Annotated in this window: 11 protein-coding genes and 1 pseudogene; 6 read left to right on the top strand and 6 right to left on the bottom strand. The window is 62.1% G+C overall.

Features of this window, described 5'->3' with window-relative positions; all coding sequences use genetic code 11:
- Positions 1-62: 62 nt before the first annotated feature.
- Positions 63-1,082: an alpha/beta fold hydrolase gene (locus IB266_RS10180; RefSeq protein WP_060740856.1), complete on the bottom strand. Its 1,020-nt coding sequence runs from the start codon at positions 1,080-1,082 to the stop codon at positions 63-65.
- 298 nt (positions 1,083-1,380) lie between these two features.
- Complete coding sequence (metE, locus tag IB266_RS10175; RefSeq protein ID WP_192261123.1) at positions 1,381-3,693, bottom strand: 5-methyltetrahydropteroyltriglutamate--homocysteine S-methyltransferase; 2,313 nt, start codon at positions 3,691-3,693, stop codon at positions 1,381-1,383.
- Between the two features lie 109 nt (positions 3,694-3,802).
- On the opposite strand from metE, the gene metR reads away from it, so the two are divergent.
- On the top strand, positions 3,803-4,720 hold the full coding sequence (gene metR, locus IB266_RS10170; protein ID WP_060740854.1) for a transcriptional regulator MetR: 918 nt from the start codon (positions 3,803-3,805) through the stop codon (positions 4,718-4,720).
- Positions 4,721-4,827: 107 nt separating this feature from the next.
- Here the strand turns inward: metR and IB266_RS10165 are convergent, their stop codons facing one another.
- From IB266_RS10165 to IB266_RS10150, 4 genes are all read right to left on the bottom strand, one after another.
- Entirely contained in the window at positions 4,828-5,325 is a 498-nt protein-coding gene (locus IB266_RS10165) for a GNAT family N-acetyltransferase (protein WP_192261122.1), read from the bottom strand.
- Entirely contained in the window at positions 5,322-5,960 is a 639-nt protein-coding gene (locus IB266_RS10160) for a LysE family translocator (protein WP_053124734.1), read from the bottom strand. Before IB266_RS10160 ends, IB266_RS10165 begins: the two co-directional genes overlap by 4 nt.
- Positions 5,961-5,984: 24 nt before the next feature.
- Positions 5,985-6,401: an NUDIX hydrolase gene (locus IB266_RS10155; RefSeq protein WP_192261121.1), complete on the bottom strand. Its 417-nt coding sequence runs from the start codon at positions 6,399-6,401 to the stop codon at positions 5,985-5,987.
- A 219-nt stretch (positions 6,402-6,620) separates the two neighbouring features.
- Positions 6,621-7,988: an HD domain-containing phosphohydrolase gene (locus IB266_RS10150; RefSeq protein WP_192261120.1), complete on the bottom strand. Its 1,368-nt coding sequence runs from the start codon at positions 7,986-7,988 to the stop codon at positions 6,621-6,623.
- 227 nt (positions 7,989-8,215) lie between these two features.
- On the opposite strand from IB266_RS10150, the gene IB266_RS10145 reads away from it, so the two are divergent.
- The 5 genes and pseudogenes from IB266_RS10145 to IB266_RS31155 form a co-directional block, all read left to right on the top strand.
- Positions 8,216-10,507, top strand: a complete 2,292-nt coding sequence (locus tag IB266_RS10145; RefSeq protein WP_192261119.1) for an EAL domain-containing protein — start codon at positions 8,216-8,218, stop codon at positions 10,505-10,507.
- Entirely contained in the window at positions 10,504-12,378 is a 1,875-nt protein-coding gene (locus tag IB266_RS10140; protein ID WP_192261118.1) for an EAL domain-containing protein, read from the top strand. The genes IB266_RS10145 and IB266_RS10140 overlap by 4 nt, the downstream gene beginning before the upstream one ends.
- A 42-nt stretch (positions 12,379-12,420) precedes the next feature.
- Entirely contained in the window at positions 12,421-13,380 is a 960-nt protein-coding gene (locus tag IB266_RS10135; protein WP_192261117.1) for a cytochrome-c peroxidase, read from the top strand.
- Positions 13,377-15,179 (top strand): DAHL domain-containing protein, encoded by a 1,803-nt coding sequence (locus IB266_RS10130; protein WP_192261116.1) that lies wholly within the window; start codon positions 13,377-13,379, stop codon positions 15,177-15,179. Before IB266_RS10135 ends, IB266_RS10130 begins: the two co-directional genes overlap by 4 nt.
- A pseudogene (locus tag IB266_RS31155) lies at positions 15,176-15,613 on the top strand (response regulator); the annotation flags it as partial. The gene IB266_RS10130 and the pseudogene IB266_RS31155, both read left to right, overlap by 4 nt.
- Positions 15,614-15,617 lie beyond the last annotated feature (4 nt).

The following is a 15,617-nucleotide window of genomic DNA, read 5'->3' as shown; positions in this document are numbered from 1 at the left end:
GTTTCGCGAGCAAGCTTTGCTCCCACACATCCCATTGCCACAAAAGCCAGCCATCAGGGTTATCAGAGCAGATTCGGCGCCTGCACCGGTTCGATCTGCGCCCAATGGGACGTGTCTTCGCGGTGCTGCTGCAGGTACGGCAACACCGCCCCCAGCAACGGCGCCTTGAACGCATCCTGGAAGCGATGGGCCAGGCCCGGGATCAGTTTCAGTTGGCTGCCTTGGATGTGCGCCGCCAGGTGCACGCCGTGCATCACCGGCAGCAACGGGTCGGCGGTGCCGTGGACGACCAGGGTCGGTACCCGCAGTTGATTGAGCAGGGCTACCCGGCTCGGCTCGGCCATGATCGCCATGATCTGGCGCTTCACGCCTTCGGGGTTGAAGGCCCGGTCATAGGCCAGTGCCGCCTGATGCAGCAAGGCCTGGCGATCATCCACCACCATCGGGCTGCCCAACGCGGCCAGCAGGTCGGCCTGCTGTTCAAGGGCCATTTCGCGATTCGGAGCACCGCGCCGGGACAACAGTTGCACCAGCCTTTCGCTAGGTGCGGGCAAGCCTGCGGCACTGGAACTGGTCATGATCAGGGTCAGGCTTTCAACCCGCTCAGGCGCCATGGCCGCCATGTGCTGGGCGATCATCCCGCCCATGCTCGCGCCCAGTACATGGAAGCTTTGCACATGCAACGCGTCCATCAGCCCGAGCCCGTCGTCGGCCATATCGGTAAGGGTATACGGCGCGGCCACGGGCAAGCCGAGTTTGTAGCGCAGGGCTTCAAAGGTCAGGTTGGCGCTGCCGGGCGCCTGGCGCCAGGTGCTCAGGCCGACATCGCGGTTATCGTAGCGAATCACCCGGAAACCCTGCTCGCACAGGGCGACCACCACCTCGTCCGGCCAATGGATCAACTGCCCACCCAGGCCCATCACCAATAGCAATGCAGGATCCGAGGCACGGCCAATGCTCTGGTAGGCCAGGCTGACCTGATCCAGATCGACCCGTTGGGTCGCAACATTGACATCACAACGAGATGCCGCCATCGACGGCAGGCCGAAAAACAACGCGGCCAGGAAAATAAGTACACGCATGAAGAAACACCGAAACGCAGAACCCCAGTAGAGCGCGAGTCTGATGAAGTTTGTTCAAGCGCGCTGCCACAGTTGCGTGACAGTTTGATGAAGATTGCGTAGGAGCTGCCGAAGGCTGCGATCTTTTGAGCTTGATCTGCTGTTTTTTTTGCACTCTTGACTCAAGTGTCTGGGGAAAGATCGCAGCCTCGTTGCACTCGACAGCTCTTACAGGGTGCAGCCCAGCGGGAGCAAGCTCCCTCGCCACAAAAAAGCTCCCCTTGCCAGAGCCAGGGGGCTCGCCCACAACATCCGGGCCTCAGGCCAACTCGCTACGCAACTGCCGCGCCGCCGCCACCATGTTCACCAGCGCCGCTTCCGTTTCTGGCCAGCCCCGGGTCTTCAGCCCGCAGTCGGGGTTGATCCACAGCCGCTCGGCGGCGATGCGTTTCACTGCCTTGCTCATCAGCGCAACCATCTCGGCCGTGTCCGGCACCCGTGGCGAGTGGATGTCGTAGACGCCCGGGCCGATGTCGTTCGGGTAATCGAACGCCTCGAACGCTTCCAGCAACTCCATGTCCGAACGGGAGGTCTCGATAGTGATGACATCGGCGTCCATGTCGGCGATGGCCTTGATCACGTCATTGAACTCGCTGTAGCACATGTGGGTATGGATCTGGGTGTCATCCCCCACGCCCGATGCGCACAAGCGGAACGCCTCCACGGCCCAGTCCAGGTAGTGCTGCCATTGCCCGCGACGCAGTGGCAGCCCTTCGCGGAACGCCGCCTCGTCGATCTGCACGATTCTGATCCCGGCCTTTTCCAGGTCCAGCACCTCGTCGCGCAGGGCCAGGGCCAGTTGTCGGGCCTGGACCTGGCGCGACACGTCTTCGCGGGGGAACGACCACATCAGCATGGTCACAGGGCCGGTGAGCATGCCTTTCATGACCTTGTCGGTCAGGCTTTGCGCGTAACGGATCCAGTCGACGGTCATGGCTTTCGGGCGGCTGATGTCGCCGTAGATGATCGCCGGCTTCACGCAACGCGAACCGTAACTCTGTACCCAGCCGAAACGGGTGAAGGCGTAGCCGTCCAGTTGCTCGGCAAAGTACTCCACCATGTCGTTGCGCTCGGCTTCACCGTGCACCAACACGTCCAGGCCCAGGCGCTCCTGGATCTGTACGGCATGGCGGATCTCGGTGTGCATGGCGTCCTGATAGTCGTTGGCCGACAACTTGCCCTGCTTGTAGGCCTGACGGGCCAGGCGTATGGCCGGGGTCTGCGGGAAGGAGCCGATGGTGGTGGTAGGAAAGGCCGGCAACGCCAAACGTGCGCGCTGGCGTTCGATGCGCCGGGCAAACGGTGAATGCCGCTGGCTATCCTGTGGCCCGATCGCCGCCAGACGCGCCTGGACTTCGGCTTTGTGAATGCGCGCCGAGCCGGCGCGACGGGCCTGCACCTCGCGGCTGTCGCTCAACGCCTGCTGCACGGCGGGGGCCTGCGGATCGTTCAGCGCATCACGCAACACCGCGACTTCACCGCACTTCTGCACGGCGAAGGCGAGCCAGCTCTTGAGTTCGGGATCGAGCCGGTCTTCACGTTCCAGGTCCACCGGGCTGTGCAACAACGAGCACGAGGTGCTGACCCAAAGGTTGTCGCCAAAGCGCTCCTGGGCCGCTTGCAATTGCGCCAGCGCCTGTTCAAGTTCGCAGCGCCAGACATTACGACCGTTGACCAGGCCCACCGAGAGAATCTTGTAGGTCGGCAGGCGGTCCAGCACCTGGCCCAGTTGTTCCGGGTCACGTACCGCGTCGATGTGCAAGCCGTCCACCGGCAGGCTCACCGCCAGGCCGAGGTTGTCTTGCAGGCCACTGAAATAGGTGGCCACGAGTTTTTTCAACGGCGAGTACTGGAGGATGTGATAAGCCCGCTCAAAGGCGCTCCTCCAGGCCAGGGGCAGGTCCAGGGTGAGGATCGGCTCGTCGATCTGCACCCATTCCACGCCCTGGGCCTTGAGGCGGTTGAGGATTTCACCGTAGACCGGCAGCAGGCGCTCCAGCAGGCCGAGCTTGTCGAACGCCTCGCCCTTGGCCTTGCCCAGCCACAAGTAGGTCAACGGGCCGATGATCACCGGTTTGACCTGATGGCCCAAGGCATGGGCCTCGTCCACTTCGTCGAACAATTGTTCCCAGCTCAGGGCGAAGGTCTGGTCGGCGGAAAACTCCGGGACCAGGTAGTGGTAGTTGGTGTCAAACCACTTGGTCAGTTCCTGGGCGTATTGCGCCTGGCCGTGCTCGGCACCGCAGCAACTGGCCGTGGCGCCACGGGCCATGGCGAACAGGGTGTCGAGGGTCGGTCGGCCCTGGGCATTCAAGGTACCGTGGAAACGTTGCGGGACGGCGCCCAGGGTCAAGGTGTGGCTGAGCACCTGGTCGTACCAGGCAAAGTCGCCGACGGGCAGCAGGTCGATGCCGGCGTCTTTCTGCAGTTGCCAGTGCCGGGCCCGCAGTTCACGACCCACGGCTTGCAACGCAGCCGGGGCCAGGTCGCCCTTCCAATAGGCTTCGAGGGCTTTCTTCAGTTCGCGGTCGGCGCCGATGCGGGGAAAACCGAGGGTGTGGGCCAGGGCCATGGTGTGCGTCCTCCTGTAAAAGATGGCGCCATTGTCGACAGCTCGACCCACATGAGACAAACTCAACCTTTTCGTGTTGATCACAAGTTTTACTCATGGAGCCACTCCGGTGCTTGAACTCCGTCACCTCAAGACCCTGCACGCCCTGCGTGAAGCCGACAGCCTGGTCGAAGCCGCCGAACGCCTGCACTTGACCCAGTCCGCCCTCTCCCACCAGTTCAAGGAACTGGAAGAGCGCCTGGGCATGCAGTTGTTCGTGCGCAAGACCAAGCCCGTACGCTTCACCAGCGCCGGCCTGCGCCTGTTGCAACTGGCCGATGCCGCCCTGCCGCTACTGCGCAGTGCTGAACGGGACATCGCCCGCTTGGCGGGCGGCACCGCCGGGCGCCTGCACATGGCCATCGAGTGCCACAGCTGCTTCCAGTGGCTGATGCCGACCATCGACCAGTTCCGCGATGCCTGGCCGGAAGTCGAGCTGGACCTGGCCTCGGGTTTCGCCTTCGCCCCCTTGCCGGCCCTGGCCCGGGGCGATCTCGATTTGGTGGTGACCTCCGACCCGCTGGAACTGGCCGGCATCACGTACGTGCCGCTGTTCACCTACGAAGCGATGCTCGCCGTCGCCAACCAACATCGGTTGGCGGGCAAGCCCTACATCGTGCCCGAGGACCTGATCAGCGAAACCCTGATCACCTACCCGGTGGAGCGAGACCGGCTGGACATCTTCACCCGTTTCCTGGAACCGGCCGACATCGAACCGGCCCAAGTGCGCACATCCGAGCTGACAGTGATGATGATGCAACTGGTGGCCAGCGGCCGTGGCGTCTGCGGCATGCCGCACTGGGCGCTGCATGAATACAGCTCGCGGGGCTACGTGAAGGCCAAGCGGCTGGGGGAGAAAGGTTTGTTCGCCACGCTGTACGCGGCGGTGCGCACCGACATGCTCGACGCGCCGTACATGCGCGATTTTTTGCTGACGGCCAAGGACACGTCGTTTTCCACACTCGACGGTGTCAGTGCCGTTCGGTGATAGCTTCTGTGGGAGCAAGGCTTGCCCGCGATGGCGATTGCGAAAACGCCATCGCGGGCAAGCCTTGCTCCCACAAAAAACACACACAGCAGGGAATGGTGGTGGTTTTAGAGCTCGAGCCACATGTGGATTTTGTCGAGGTACTCGTCGCCCACACGGATCGCCATCGGTTCAAGGCCATACAGGACGAAGCCGCAGCGCTGGTAGAGCTTGAGCGCCGGGTCGTTGCCCGCGGTGACGGTCAGTTGCACCAGGCGCAGGAAGGTGTGGCGCCGGGCTTCGTCGAGGGCCGCCTGTACCAGTTGGTAGCCGAGGCCCCGATGGCGATGTGCGGCGGCGACGTACATGCCGAACAGCAGCGCCTTGTGCCGGGCTTTTTCCCGGGGTTCCAGGGCCAGGCCGACGATGCCGACCAGTTCTTGCTCGACAAACGCCCCCAACAGCACATCGAGCCGGCTGCCCAGGCGTGACTCCCACCAGGTGATGGGCAACTTCGCCCGCTCGCCGACGCTGGAGGTGAAGGCCTGGGGGTGCAAGGCATACGCCTGGAGCATCAGCTCGCGATACACCAGGGCATCGCCGGCCCGCAGGCGTCGAATGTTCACGCCGAACGCCGTTGCTCGAGCATCAGGCGCAGCGCCAGGGCACCGAGGACAAACCCCATGAAGTAGCGCTGCACTGCCAGCCAGCTCGGGTTGTGGACAAACCAGGAGGCAATGCCGGCGGCGAACAGGGCGATCAGCAGGTTGACGCTGAAACTGACGCTGATCTGGGTCAGCCCGAGGATGATGCTCTGGGTGAACAGCGAACCGTGTTCCGGGCTGATGAACTGCGGGAACACCGACAGATAGAACACCGCGATCTTGGGGTTCAACGCACTGGTGAGAAAACCCATGGTGATCAGCTTGCGTGTCGAGTCCGCCGGCAACTGCTGGGCCTCGAAGGGCGAACGCGCGCCCGGTTTCACCGCCTGCCAGGCCAGCCACAAAAGGTACAGCGCGCCGGCCCACTTCAACACTTCATAGGCCATGGGCACCGCCAGGAACACCGCCGTCAGCCCCGCGGCGGCGGCGAACATGTGCACGAAGAACCCCGCCACCACGCCCAACAGCGACGTGACGCCGGCCTTGCGGCCCTGGCAGATCGAACGGGAGATCAGGTAGATCATGTTCGGGCCGGGCGTCAGTACCATCAGTAACGCGGCGGCGGCGAAAATCAACAGGTCCGGCAATGGAATCATGGGCGTCAGTCCTTGAGGCATGAATCAGCAAGTAGCGAGGTGTGTCGCTCGATAAAACGGCAGGATCACCTCGCCTGTCAACGGTGCGAGCACAAGATCGCTGTCGCCGGCCGGGTCGATCCAGCACACCTCTTCGATTTCGGCGGCTGGCGAAACCGGGGCGTCGATGTTCAGCAAAAACACCTCGGCCTGCACGATAAACCCCGGTTCGTTGGCCGCCGGCGCGCTGAACACACCCAGGTGGCAGGCCTGGGCCGGGTCGATCCGCAACCCAAGCTCTTCTTCCAGCTCCCGGGCCAGCGCCTGCACCGGTTGTTCATGGGCCTCGATCTTGCCCCCCGGCTGCATGAAGGCCCGGGTGCCGCGCTTGCGCACCAGCAGGGTTCGCCCGTCCGGCCCGATCAAGAGGGCGGCGGCGATGCGGATGAGGCAGGTGGTCATGATGAGTCAAAGCCTTGGGCAGAAAAATGCTGGGGAGATTACAGACCACAGCCGCAGGGAGCAAAGCCTGGCGCTGGTTTCAGAATCCAGACATACCCATGTGGGAGCGGGCTTGCTCGCGAAGGCGGCGTATCAGTCACAGCCAATGTCGCCTGATACATCGCTTTCGCGAGCAAGCCCGCTCCCACAGGTTGAACTGCGCCGTCTGTCCGATCCACATCACCCCAAAATCGGCTTCGGCGCCAAAGGGTCGGCCAGTTCTTCGGGGATCTTGACGAACACGCTGTACCGGGCCCCTTCCATCGACTCGAAGGCGATGAGCTTTTCCACCAGCGGGCCGCTCAGGACCTTGCCGGCGTTGAGCAGCAGCATGCCGTTGTCGGCGTTGAGGTTGCGCGCCAGGATCATGCCGGCCACCAGTTCGCGGGTGTTCATGACCTTGACCGTCGGGTCGGACAGGGTCACGTCGTCCAGGTACTCGCCGCAGGCCTTGATGAAGTCCTCGATCATGTCCGGGTCGTAGAGCTTGCCAGCGTACTTGCGGATGTAGACCAGCGCTTCGTCACTGTTCATCTGTCGTTCGAGGATCAACCCGCGCTGCAGTTCGATGAAATCCACCGCCAGTTTCAACAGCCGCGAGCCGAAGGGAATGGCCTCGCCCTTGAGGTGCTCGGGGAAACCGCTGCCGTCCCAACGCTCCTGGTGATGACGGATGATCCGTGCCGCGTCCTTCATCGGGTCCAGGGTCATCAGCAGCGATTCGCTCTGCTTCGGATAGGCCCGATAGAGATCGAGTTCATTGTGGTGCAGCAAGTCGGCGGGCGTGACCATCATATTGTCGGTCCAGCTCAGCTTGCCGATGTTGTAGAGCGCCGCGGCCATGGTCAGGTCGCGGTCGGTGGACTCATCGAGGAAATGCAGTCGGCTGTAGACCCTGATCAACTCGATGATCTGCCGGTTGGTCTGCTTGGCCTTGGGCAGGCGCAGGTTGGCGATCAGCGAAAACACCTCGGTGCTGGTCACATAACTGCGCTTGAGCTCGTCATAGGCCAGGTCAAGCATGTCGGCGGTCTGCTGCAGCTCGGAGGTGCGCGACGCCACGCGTTTTTCCAGGGTGGCGTTCAGGGTCTTGAGTTGCTGGTTCTGCTCGCGGTTCAGTGCTTCGAGACGCTGGCGCTCGCTTTCGGAATGCTGGTGGGCCAGGGCCTGGCGCAAGGCCTGCACCAGTTCGTCATCGTTCCAGGGTTTGCTGAGGTAGCGATAGAGCTGCCCCTCGTTGATGGCCTTGGTCATCATGTCCACATCGGCATAACCGGTGAGCAGGATGCGCAACGTCGATGGGTACAGCTTGCGGATCTCGGCCAACAGCGTGGCGCCATCCATGTTCGGCATGCGCGCGTCGGTCATCACCAGGTCGACCGGCCGCTCCTTGAGAATCTCCAGGGCCTTGGCGCCACTGTCGGCCAGCAGGATCTCGTACGGCTGGCTGCGCAATAGCCGACGCAGGCTATTGAGAATCGACTCTTCGTCATCGACCAGCAGCACCACCGGCTTCTTTACCGGAACGTCCGGCGATTGATCTTCCATTTGAAACCCCCTCCTGTTCACGGCAACCGTTCTACCTTAGCCCCAAAATACAGGCTAGTAGATTGCGAAAATTTAGACACATTTGCCATCAGTGGCCGAGCGCATCGCGATGAGGCGACTATGCTCTACCCCATGAAGGGCCATGTACAGGCCGAATACTCATGCCAGCGAAAGGGATATCAGATGTTTCCAGGGTTCTATAGTCAGCATCAAAGTGGTGCACGGCCATGAGCCTGCCTTTGGATAAAACCAATCGGCGGATCCTGATCGTCGACGACACCCCGACCATCCATGAGGATTTTCGCAAGATCCTCAGCCCCCAGATGAACGCCGAAGACAACCTGAGCAGCGCCGAAGAGGCTTTGTTCGGCGCGCCGGTGGCCGTTGCCGCCATGAGTTTCGTGCTCGATTCGGCGTTCCAGGGCATGGAAGCCTTGAACAAGGTCGAGAAGGCGCTGGCCCAAGGGCAGCCCTTCGCCATGGCGTTCATCGACATGCGCATGCCGCCGGGCTGGGACGGCCTGGAAACCATCGAACGGCTGTGGCGTGCCGACCCCAAGCTGCAAGTGGCCCTGTGCACCGCTTACTCGGATTATTCCTGGGAAGATATTTCCGAGCGCCTCGAACTGGGCGACCGCCTGCTCATCCTGAAAAAACCCTTCGACGCCATCGAGATCCGCCAGATGGCCAGCGCCTTGACCGTCAAATGGCAGATGACCGAAGACGCGGCGCTGAAAATGGACATGCTCGAACGGGCGGTCGAGGAACGCACCCGCGAGTTGGCCGATGCCAACATCATCGTGCAGAACAGCCCGACCATTCTCTATCGCCTGCGGGGTGAGCCGCCGTTCGCGTTGATGTACATCTCCCATAACATCACCAAGTTCGGTCATTCCGCGGCGCAACTGATCAACGCGCCGGACTGGGCGCAAACCCTGATCCACCCCGACGACCAGGACAAAGTCCAGGAGGCCATGGTCCGCGTCCTCGACCGTGACACTGCCGGGGCCTCCATCGAGTTTCGCATGCGCACTGGCGACGACACGTTCCGTTGGGTGGAGAACCGCTACATCCCGGTGCGCAACGACCAGGGCCTGTTGCTGGAAGTGGAAGGCATCATCCTCGACATCACCGAGCGCAAGCTGGCCGAAGAGAAGATCGCCCTGCTCGCCCGCACCGACGGCCTGACCGGGCTGGCCAACCGCGCCACCATGATCGAGCGCCTGCACCAGGCTTTCGCCGCCGCTCGTCGGGGAGCGGCGCCGTTCGCCATGTTCTACCTGGACCTGGACCACTTCAAACGCATCAACGACACCTTGGGCCATCCCATCGGTGACCTGCTGTTGCAGGAAGTCGCCGCCCGCATCAAGTCCTGTACCCGGGAAAACGATGTGGTGGCGCGCCTGGGCGGCGACGAATTCGCCCTGCTGCAACTGGACGTCCATGAAGCGACCCACTGCGCCGCGCTGGCGGGCAAGATCCGTGATGCGCTGGTGGCACCGTATTCCCTGGACGGCAACGACGTGCGGATCTCGGTGAGCATCGGCATCGCCCTGTACACCCCGCAAAGCCTGAGTGCCGACAGCCTGATGGCGCAATCCGACATGGCCCTGTACCGCTCCAAGGAAAAGGGACGCAACCAGTATCACTTCCACAACGAGGAAATTAACCAGGAAGTCACCGACCGGGTCGCCCTGGCCAACGATCTGCGCCAAGCCATCGAAAACCAGGAACTGCACCTGCACTATCTGCCCGAAGTCGACCTCGGCACCGGCAAGATCCTCGGCATGGGCGTGCAGGTGCGCTGGAACCACCCCCAACGGGGCTGGCTGGAGCCCGCGGCCTTCATGCCAGCGGCCGAGAAGACCGGGATCATCATTGGCCTGGGGCATTGGGTGCTGGACCAGGCCTGCCAACAGATGCGCCAATGGCGCGACCAGGGCATGGCGCCGCCGGTAATCGCCATCGACCTGTCCCTGACCCAGCTCAAGACCGGCCCGGAACTGATCTACGACGTGCTGCGCACCACCGCGCGCTGGGAACTGGCACCCTGGGACCTGCGTTTCGACGTCACCGAAGCCACCCTGGCCCAGACCAAGTGGACCCACAACGACGTGCTGCCGCGCCTCTGCGAATTGGGCGTGCAGATCGCCATCGATGACTTCGGCACCGAATATTCCTCGTTCGATTACCTCAAGACCTACCGGGTCAATCACCTCAAGCTCGCCCAGCGCTTTCTCGACAGCGCCAACGCCGACCCCGAGAACGCCACGACGTTACGGGCGATCATCAACTTCGCCCGGGACGTGGGCATCGGGATCATTGCCGAGGGCGTCGAGACCCAGGAACAACGCACCACACTGATGTCCAGCGGCGGCGCGATGCAGGCCCAGGGGCATTACTTCAGCACCGTGGTCGACAGCGGCCAGGCCGCCGAACTGCTCAAGGCCGGCACCATCATTCCCGCGACAGACCACTGGACCCGACCAGCGAGCCAGCTATCGGAGAGCAATCCATGAACCCCATGTCGGTGCCTGCCAACCGGCGGATCCTGGTGGTGGACGACACGCCGGCGATCCACCAGGACTTTCGCAAGATCCTCAGCCCCAGCGGCGGCAGCGATGACTCGCTGGACGACACCGAAAGCCTGCTGTTCGGCACCCCGCAGGTCAGCCGGCTGCAATTCCAGATCGACTCGGCCTACCAGGGCGAGGAGGCGCTGGAACTGGTCAAGCGCGCCCAGGCCGAAGGCCAGCCCTATGCGCTGGTGTTCGCCGACATGCGCATGCCACCGGGCTGGGATGGCCTGCAAACCATCGAACAACTGTGGAAAGCCGACCCGCGCCTGCAAATCGCCCTGTGCACGGCCTTCTCGGATTACTCCTGGGAAACCATGTCCGAACGGATCGAGTTCGACGATCAGTTGCTGATTCTCAAGAAACCGTTCGACACCTTGGAAATCCGCCAGATGGCCAGCGCCATGACCTGGAAATGGCAGCTGGCCCAGGACGCGGCGAGAAAAATGCGCAGCCTGGAACGTACGATCGAAGAGCGCGTCCAGGAATTGCTCAAGGTGTCCCACCTGTTGCAATACGACGTGCTCACCGAGCTGCCCAATAGCATGTTGCTCGGCGATCGCCTGACCCAGGCCATGGCGCAGTGCCGTCGGCACGACCGGCAACTGGCGGTGATGTTCATCGGCCTGGACCGCTTCAAGCGCATCAACAACGCGCTGGGCCATCCGGTGGGCGACGAAATGCTCAAGCGCGTGGCCAGGGCGCTGGCCACCGTGGTGCGTGAGTCCGATTCGGTGTTCCGCTACGGTTCCGATGAATTCGTGGTGATAGCGGGGGACATCGCCGAGGCGCAGCAAACCAAAGGCGTGGCCGAAAAACTGCTGGCGGCCATCAGCTCCCCGCAACCCATCGACGGCCATGACCTGAGCGTCACCGCGAGTTTGGGCATCAGCGTGTACCCGACCGACGGTTTCGACGCCGTGGCGCTGATCAAGAAAGCCGAGACGGCGATGCGCAACGTCAAGGAGACCGGCCCCAACGACTACCGTTTCTTCACCGAAGACATGAACCGCCGGGCACGGCAACAGCAGACCATCGAATCGGGCCTGCGCCTGGCCCTGCAACGCAAGGAATTCGTGCTGCATTACCAACCCAAGCTCGACCTCGGGAGCGGCAAGGTGGTCGGGGTCGAGGCGTTGGTACGCTGGAACAGGCCGGAACATGGCCTGGTCTACCCGGGGGATTTCATTCCGGTGGCCGAGGACAGCGGCTTGATCGTTCCGCTGAGCCAATGGGTGCTTCAGGAAGCCTGCCAGCAGGCCTGCCGCTGGCAAGCCCAGGGCATGCGGCCGCTGTGCCTGTCGGTGAACATCTCGGCCATCGATTTTCGCCAGCGCGGCTTCGTCGAAGGCATCACCCGCACCCTCAAGGAAACCGGCCTGGACCCGACACAGTTAGAACTGGAGATCACCGAAAGCGTACTGATGCAGAACATCGATACCACGGTCGCCATCCTCAAGGCCATCAAGCAACAGGGGATACGCCTGGCCATCGATGATTTCGGCACCGGCTATTCGAGCCTGAGCTACTTGCAGAAATTTCCGGTGGATGTGTTGAAGATCGACCAGTCGTTCGTCGGTGACCTGAGCATCGACAGCAATGACGCCAAGCTGGTGAGCACCATCATCAGCCTGGGCAAGAGCCTGAACCTGCACATCATCGCCGAGGGGGTGGAAACCCTTGAGCAGCTTGAATTTCTCAAGAAGCACCACTGCGAGGAAGTCCAGGGTTATTACTTCAGCAAGGCCGTCGAACCGCAGGCCTTTGCCGATTGGATGACCGAGTGGGAAAAACGCCAGAACCCGTTTTCGTGAACACCTGAGTGTCCTCAACCAAAGTTTCAAGGAAAGCATCCCATGGCGTTACATGGACTGATTCTGGCGCTCGGCCTGCTCGTGGGAGCAAGCGTAACCGCTCACGCCGCGCCTTTGGACGAACCCCTCAAGCCCCTGCCACCGGTGCCGGCCCTGGACCCCAAGCGCGTCCGGCTGGGGCTGCGGCTGTTCAATGACCCACGGCTGTCGGTCAACAACACCCTGTCCTGCGCCAGTTGCCATCGCCTGGACAAGGGCGGCGCCGACGACAAGCCGTTTTCCCTGGGCTTCGATGGCAAGCCGGTGGAGGTCAATACGCCTACGGTGTTCAACGCCGGCCTGAACTTCCACCAGTTCTGGGATGGCCGCGTCGATACACTGGAAGAACAGGTCCACGAGGTCGTGACCAGCCCGGTGGAAATGGGCAGCACCTGGGAGTCGGTGGTCAAGCGTATCGCCGATGATCCCGGCTACGCCAAGGACTTCAAGGACGCCTACTCCGACGGCGTGACCAAGCCCAATATCCAGAGCGCCCTGGCCGACTACGAACGCACTTTGCAAACACCCAATTCGCGTTTCGACCAGTACCTGCTGGGCAATACCGACGCCCTCACGCCCCGGGAAAAGTTCGGTTACCAGCGGTTCAAGGAGTACGGCTGCATCGCTTGCCACCAGGGCGTGAACATCGGCGGCAACATGTTCCAGAAATTCGGCGTCATGGGTGACTACGTCGGCGACCGGGGCAACCCGACCCGGGCCGACGAAGGACGTTTCAACATCACCGGCGATGAAGCGGACCGCCAGGTCTTCAAGGTACCCAGCCTGCGCAATGTGGCCGTCACCGCGCCGTATTTCCATGACGGGTCGGCGACGACACTGGAGCACGCGGTGGAGGTGATGTTCAAGTACCAACTGGGTCGTGAGCCCCTCAAGAACGATACGACACTGATCGTCGAGTTCCTCAAGACCCTGACGGGTGAATCGGAGGGCAAGCCCCTATGACCGCTCTGCGCCGCCTCGGTCTTGCCTTCATCGGCCTGCTGCTGGCTTCGATCCTGCTGTTCATGTACGTCAATTCGGGGGCCCAGCAGGCCGCCTCGTACATTGAATCCCGTGACCTGATTCGCCTGCTCAAGCAACAGGACGCCATCTGGGACAACGAAGTCCTCAAGTCACGGATCGCCCTGACCCACAACTACGACCCGCTGGTCTCTCCCCTGCACGAAATGGCACGCCTGTGGCAGCGTCTGGACGCCATCGAATCGGAACCGGGGCGCCACGGGCCGTCGCTCTGGGAGGCCCAGCGCGACGAATACCTCAAGCTGGTCAAGGAAAAGACCCGTCTGGTGGAACAGTTCAAATCCCATAACGCGGTGTTGCGCAACTCCCTGGCCTTCCTGCCCACCGGCGAGGACGACATCCAGGGCCAGTTCGCCCGGCTGCCCGACACCTACAAACTGGAGTTGCAGAACGTTGCCATCGACACTTACGACCTGTTGCTCAGCAGCATGGAGTTCGCCCAGGTCAGTTCCTCGGAGATCGCAGCCGAGGTGCTGCTGGGCTTGAACCAGTTGGATGTCAACAAGGAGCGTCTGCCTGAGGGGTTGCTCAACTCCATTGAAGTCCTGCGCCGGCACATCGGGGTGATCCTGCGCGAACAACCCAAGGTGAATGAGTTACTGCTGGGAATCGGAGCGATCCCCGTGGCCGATCGCCTGGACACCATCAGCCATCTGCTCGAGAAGGACCAGGAAAAAGCCGCTGCCAAATACCAGCGCAACCACATTTACCTGCTGGTGTTCGCCACGTTCCTGGTCTTGATACTGGTCTGGCTGGCGGTCCGGTTGATACGCAGCTTCGCCGAAATCAATCGGGTCAACAACGCCCTGCAAACCGCCAACGATGAGCTGGAACAACGGGTCGAGGAGCGTACCCGCCAGCTCAAGGACACCCAGAGCGAGTTGATGGACACCGCCCGCCAGGCCGGTATGGCGGAAATCGCCACCAACGTGCTGCACAATGTCGGCAACGTCCTCAACAGCGTGAACATCTCCGCCGACCTGGTCAGTCGCAAACTGCGCAGCAGCAAGGCCCTGGGGCTGGGCAAGGCGATGCAACTGATCAACGAACACACCGATGACCTCGGGCACTTCCTCACCGAGGACGCCAAGGGCAAGCTGCTGCCCGGCTACCTCAACCAACTGGTCGAGGCCATCGCATCGGAGCAGCAGAGCCTGACCGAAGAACTGGCCCAGTTGAGCAAGAGCGTGGACCACATCAAGGATATCGTCTCCACCCAGCAATCCTATGCCGGGGCCAGCAGCCTGCTGGAACCTTTGGTGGTCAGCGAACTGCTCGAAGACGCTTTGCGCATGAACTCCGGCGCCCTGACCCGCCATCATGTTACGGTGATCAAGGAATACGGCGACGTGCCGCGGATCATGGGCGACAAGCACCGCTTGCTGCTGATCCTGATCAACCTGATCAGCAATGCCAAGTACGCCATGGCCGGGGTGTCCAACGATGCGCGGAACATGACCCTCAAGGCCGCCGTCGTCGATGGCCAGACCCTGCAAATCAGCGTCAAGGACGAAGGCGAAGGCATCCCGGAGGAAAACATGACGCGCATCTTCGCCCATGGTTTTACCACGCGTAAGGAAGGCCACGGCTTTGGCCTGCACAGCTGCGCATTGGCCGCCATCGAAATGAACGGCCACCTCACCGCCCACAGTGAGGGGCCAGGCAAAGGGGCGACATTCCAATTGCAAGTGCCCCTGAAACTTGCAGAAGGTGAACCATGAACAGCATGAGTAACCGCCGCATCCTGTTGATCGACGATACACCCGCCATTCATGAAGATTTCCGCAAGATCCTCACCCCGGAAGATGAAAGCAACACGGATTTGCAGGACATGGAAAGCGCGCTGTTTGGCGAAGCGCCGAAACCTGCCGCCACCGTGTTCGAACTCGACTCGGCCTACGGTGGGCAGGAAGGCCTGAACAAATTGCTGGAGGCCATGGCCAAGGAGCGTCCCTATGCCCTGGCCTTTGTCGACATGCGCATGCCCGAAGGCTGGGACGGCGCCAAGACCATCGAAGAACTCTGGAAGCGCGACCCGCAGTTGCAAGTGGTGGTTTGCACCGCCTATTCGGATTATTCCTGGGATGAATTGCTCGACCGTCTGAACGGCCACGACCGCTTGCTGATCCTGAAGAAGCCGTTCGACAACATCGAAGTCC

It is taken from the genome of Pseudomonas sp. Pdm06 (assembly GCF_014851795.1).
Taxonomy (GTDB): domain Bacteria; phylum Pseudomonadota; class Gammaproteobacteria; order Pseudomonadales; family Pseudomonadaceae; genus Aquipseudomonas; species Aquipseudomonas fluorescens_AA.
The sequence above is the reverse complement of the archived record's forward strand: the minus strand, read 5'-3'. Positions and strand labels throughout refer to the sequence as shown.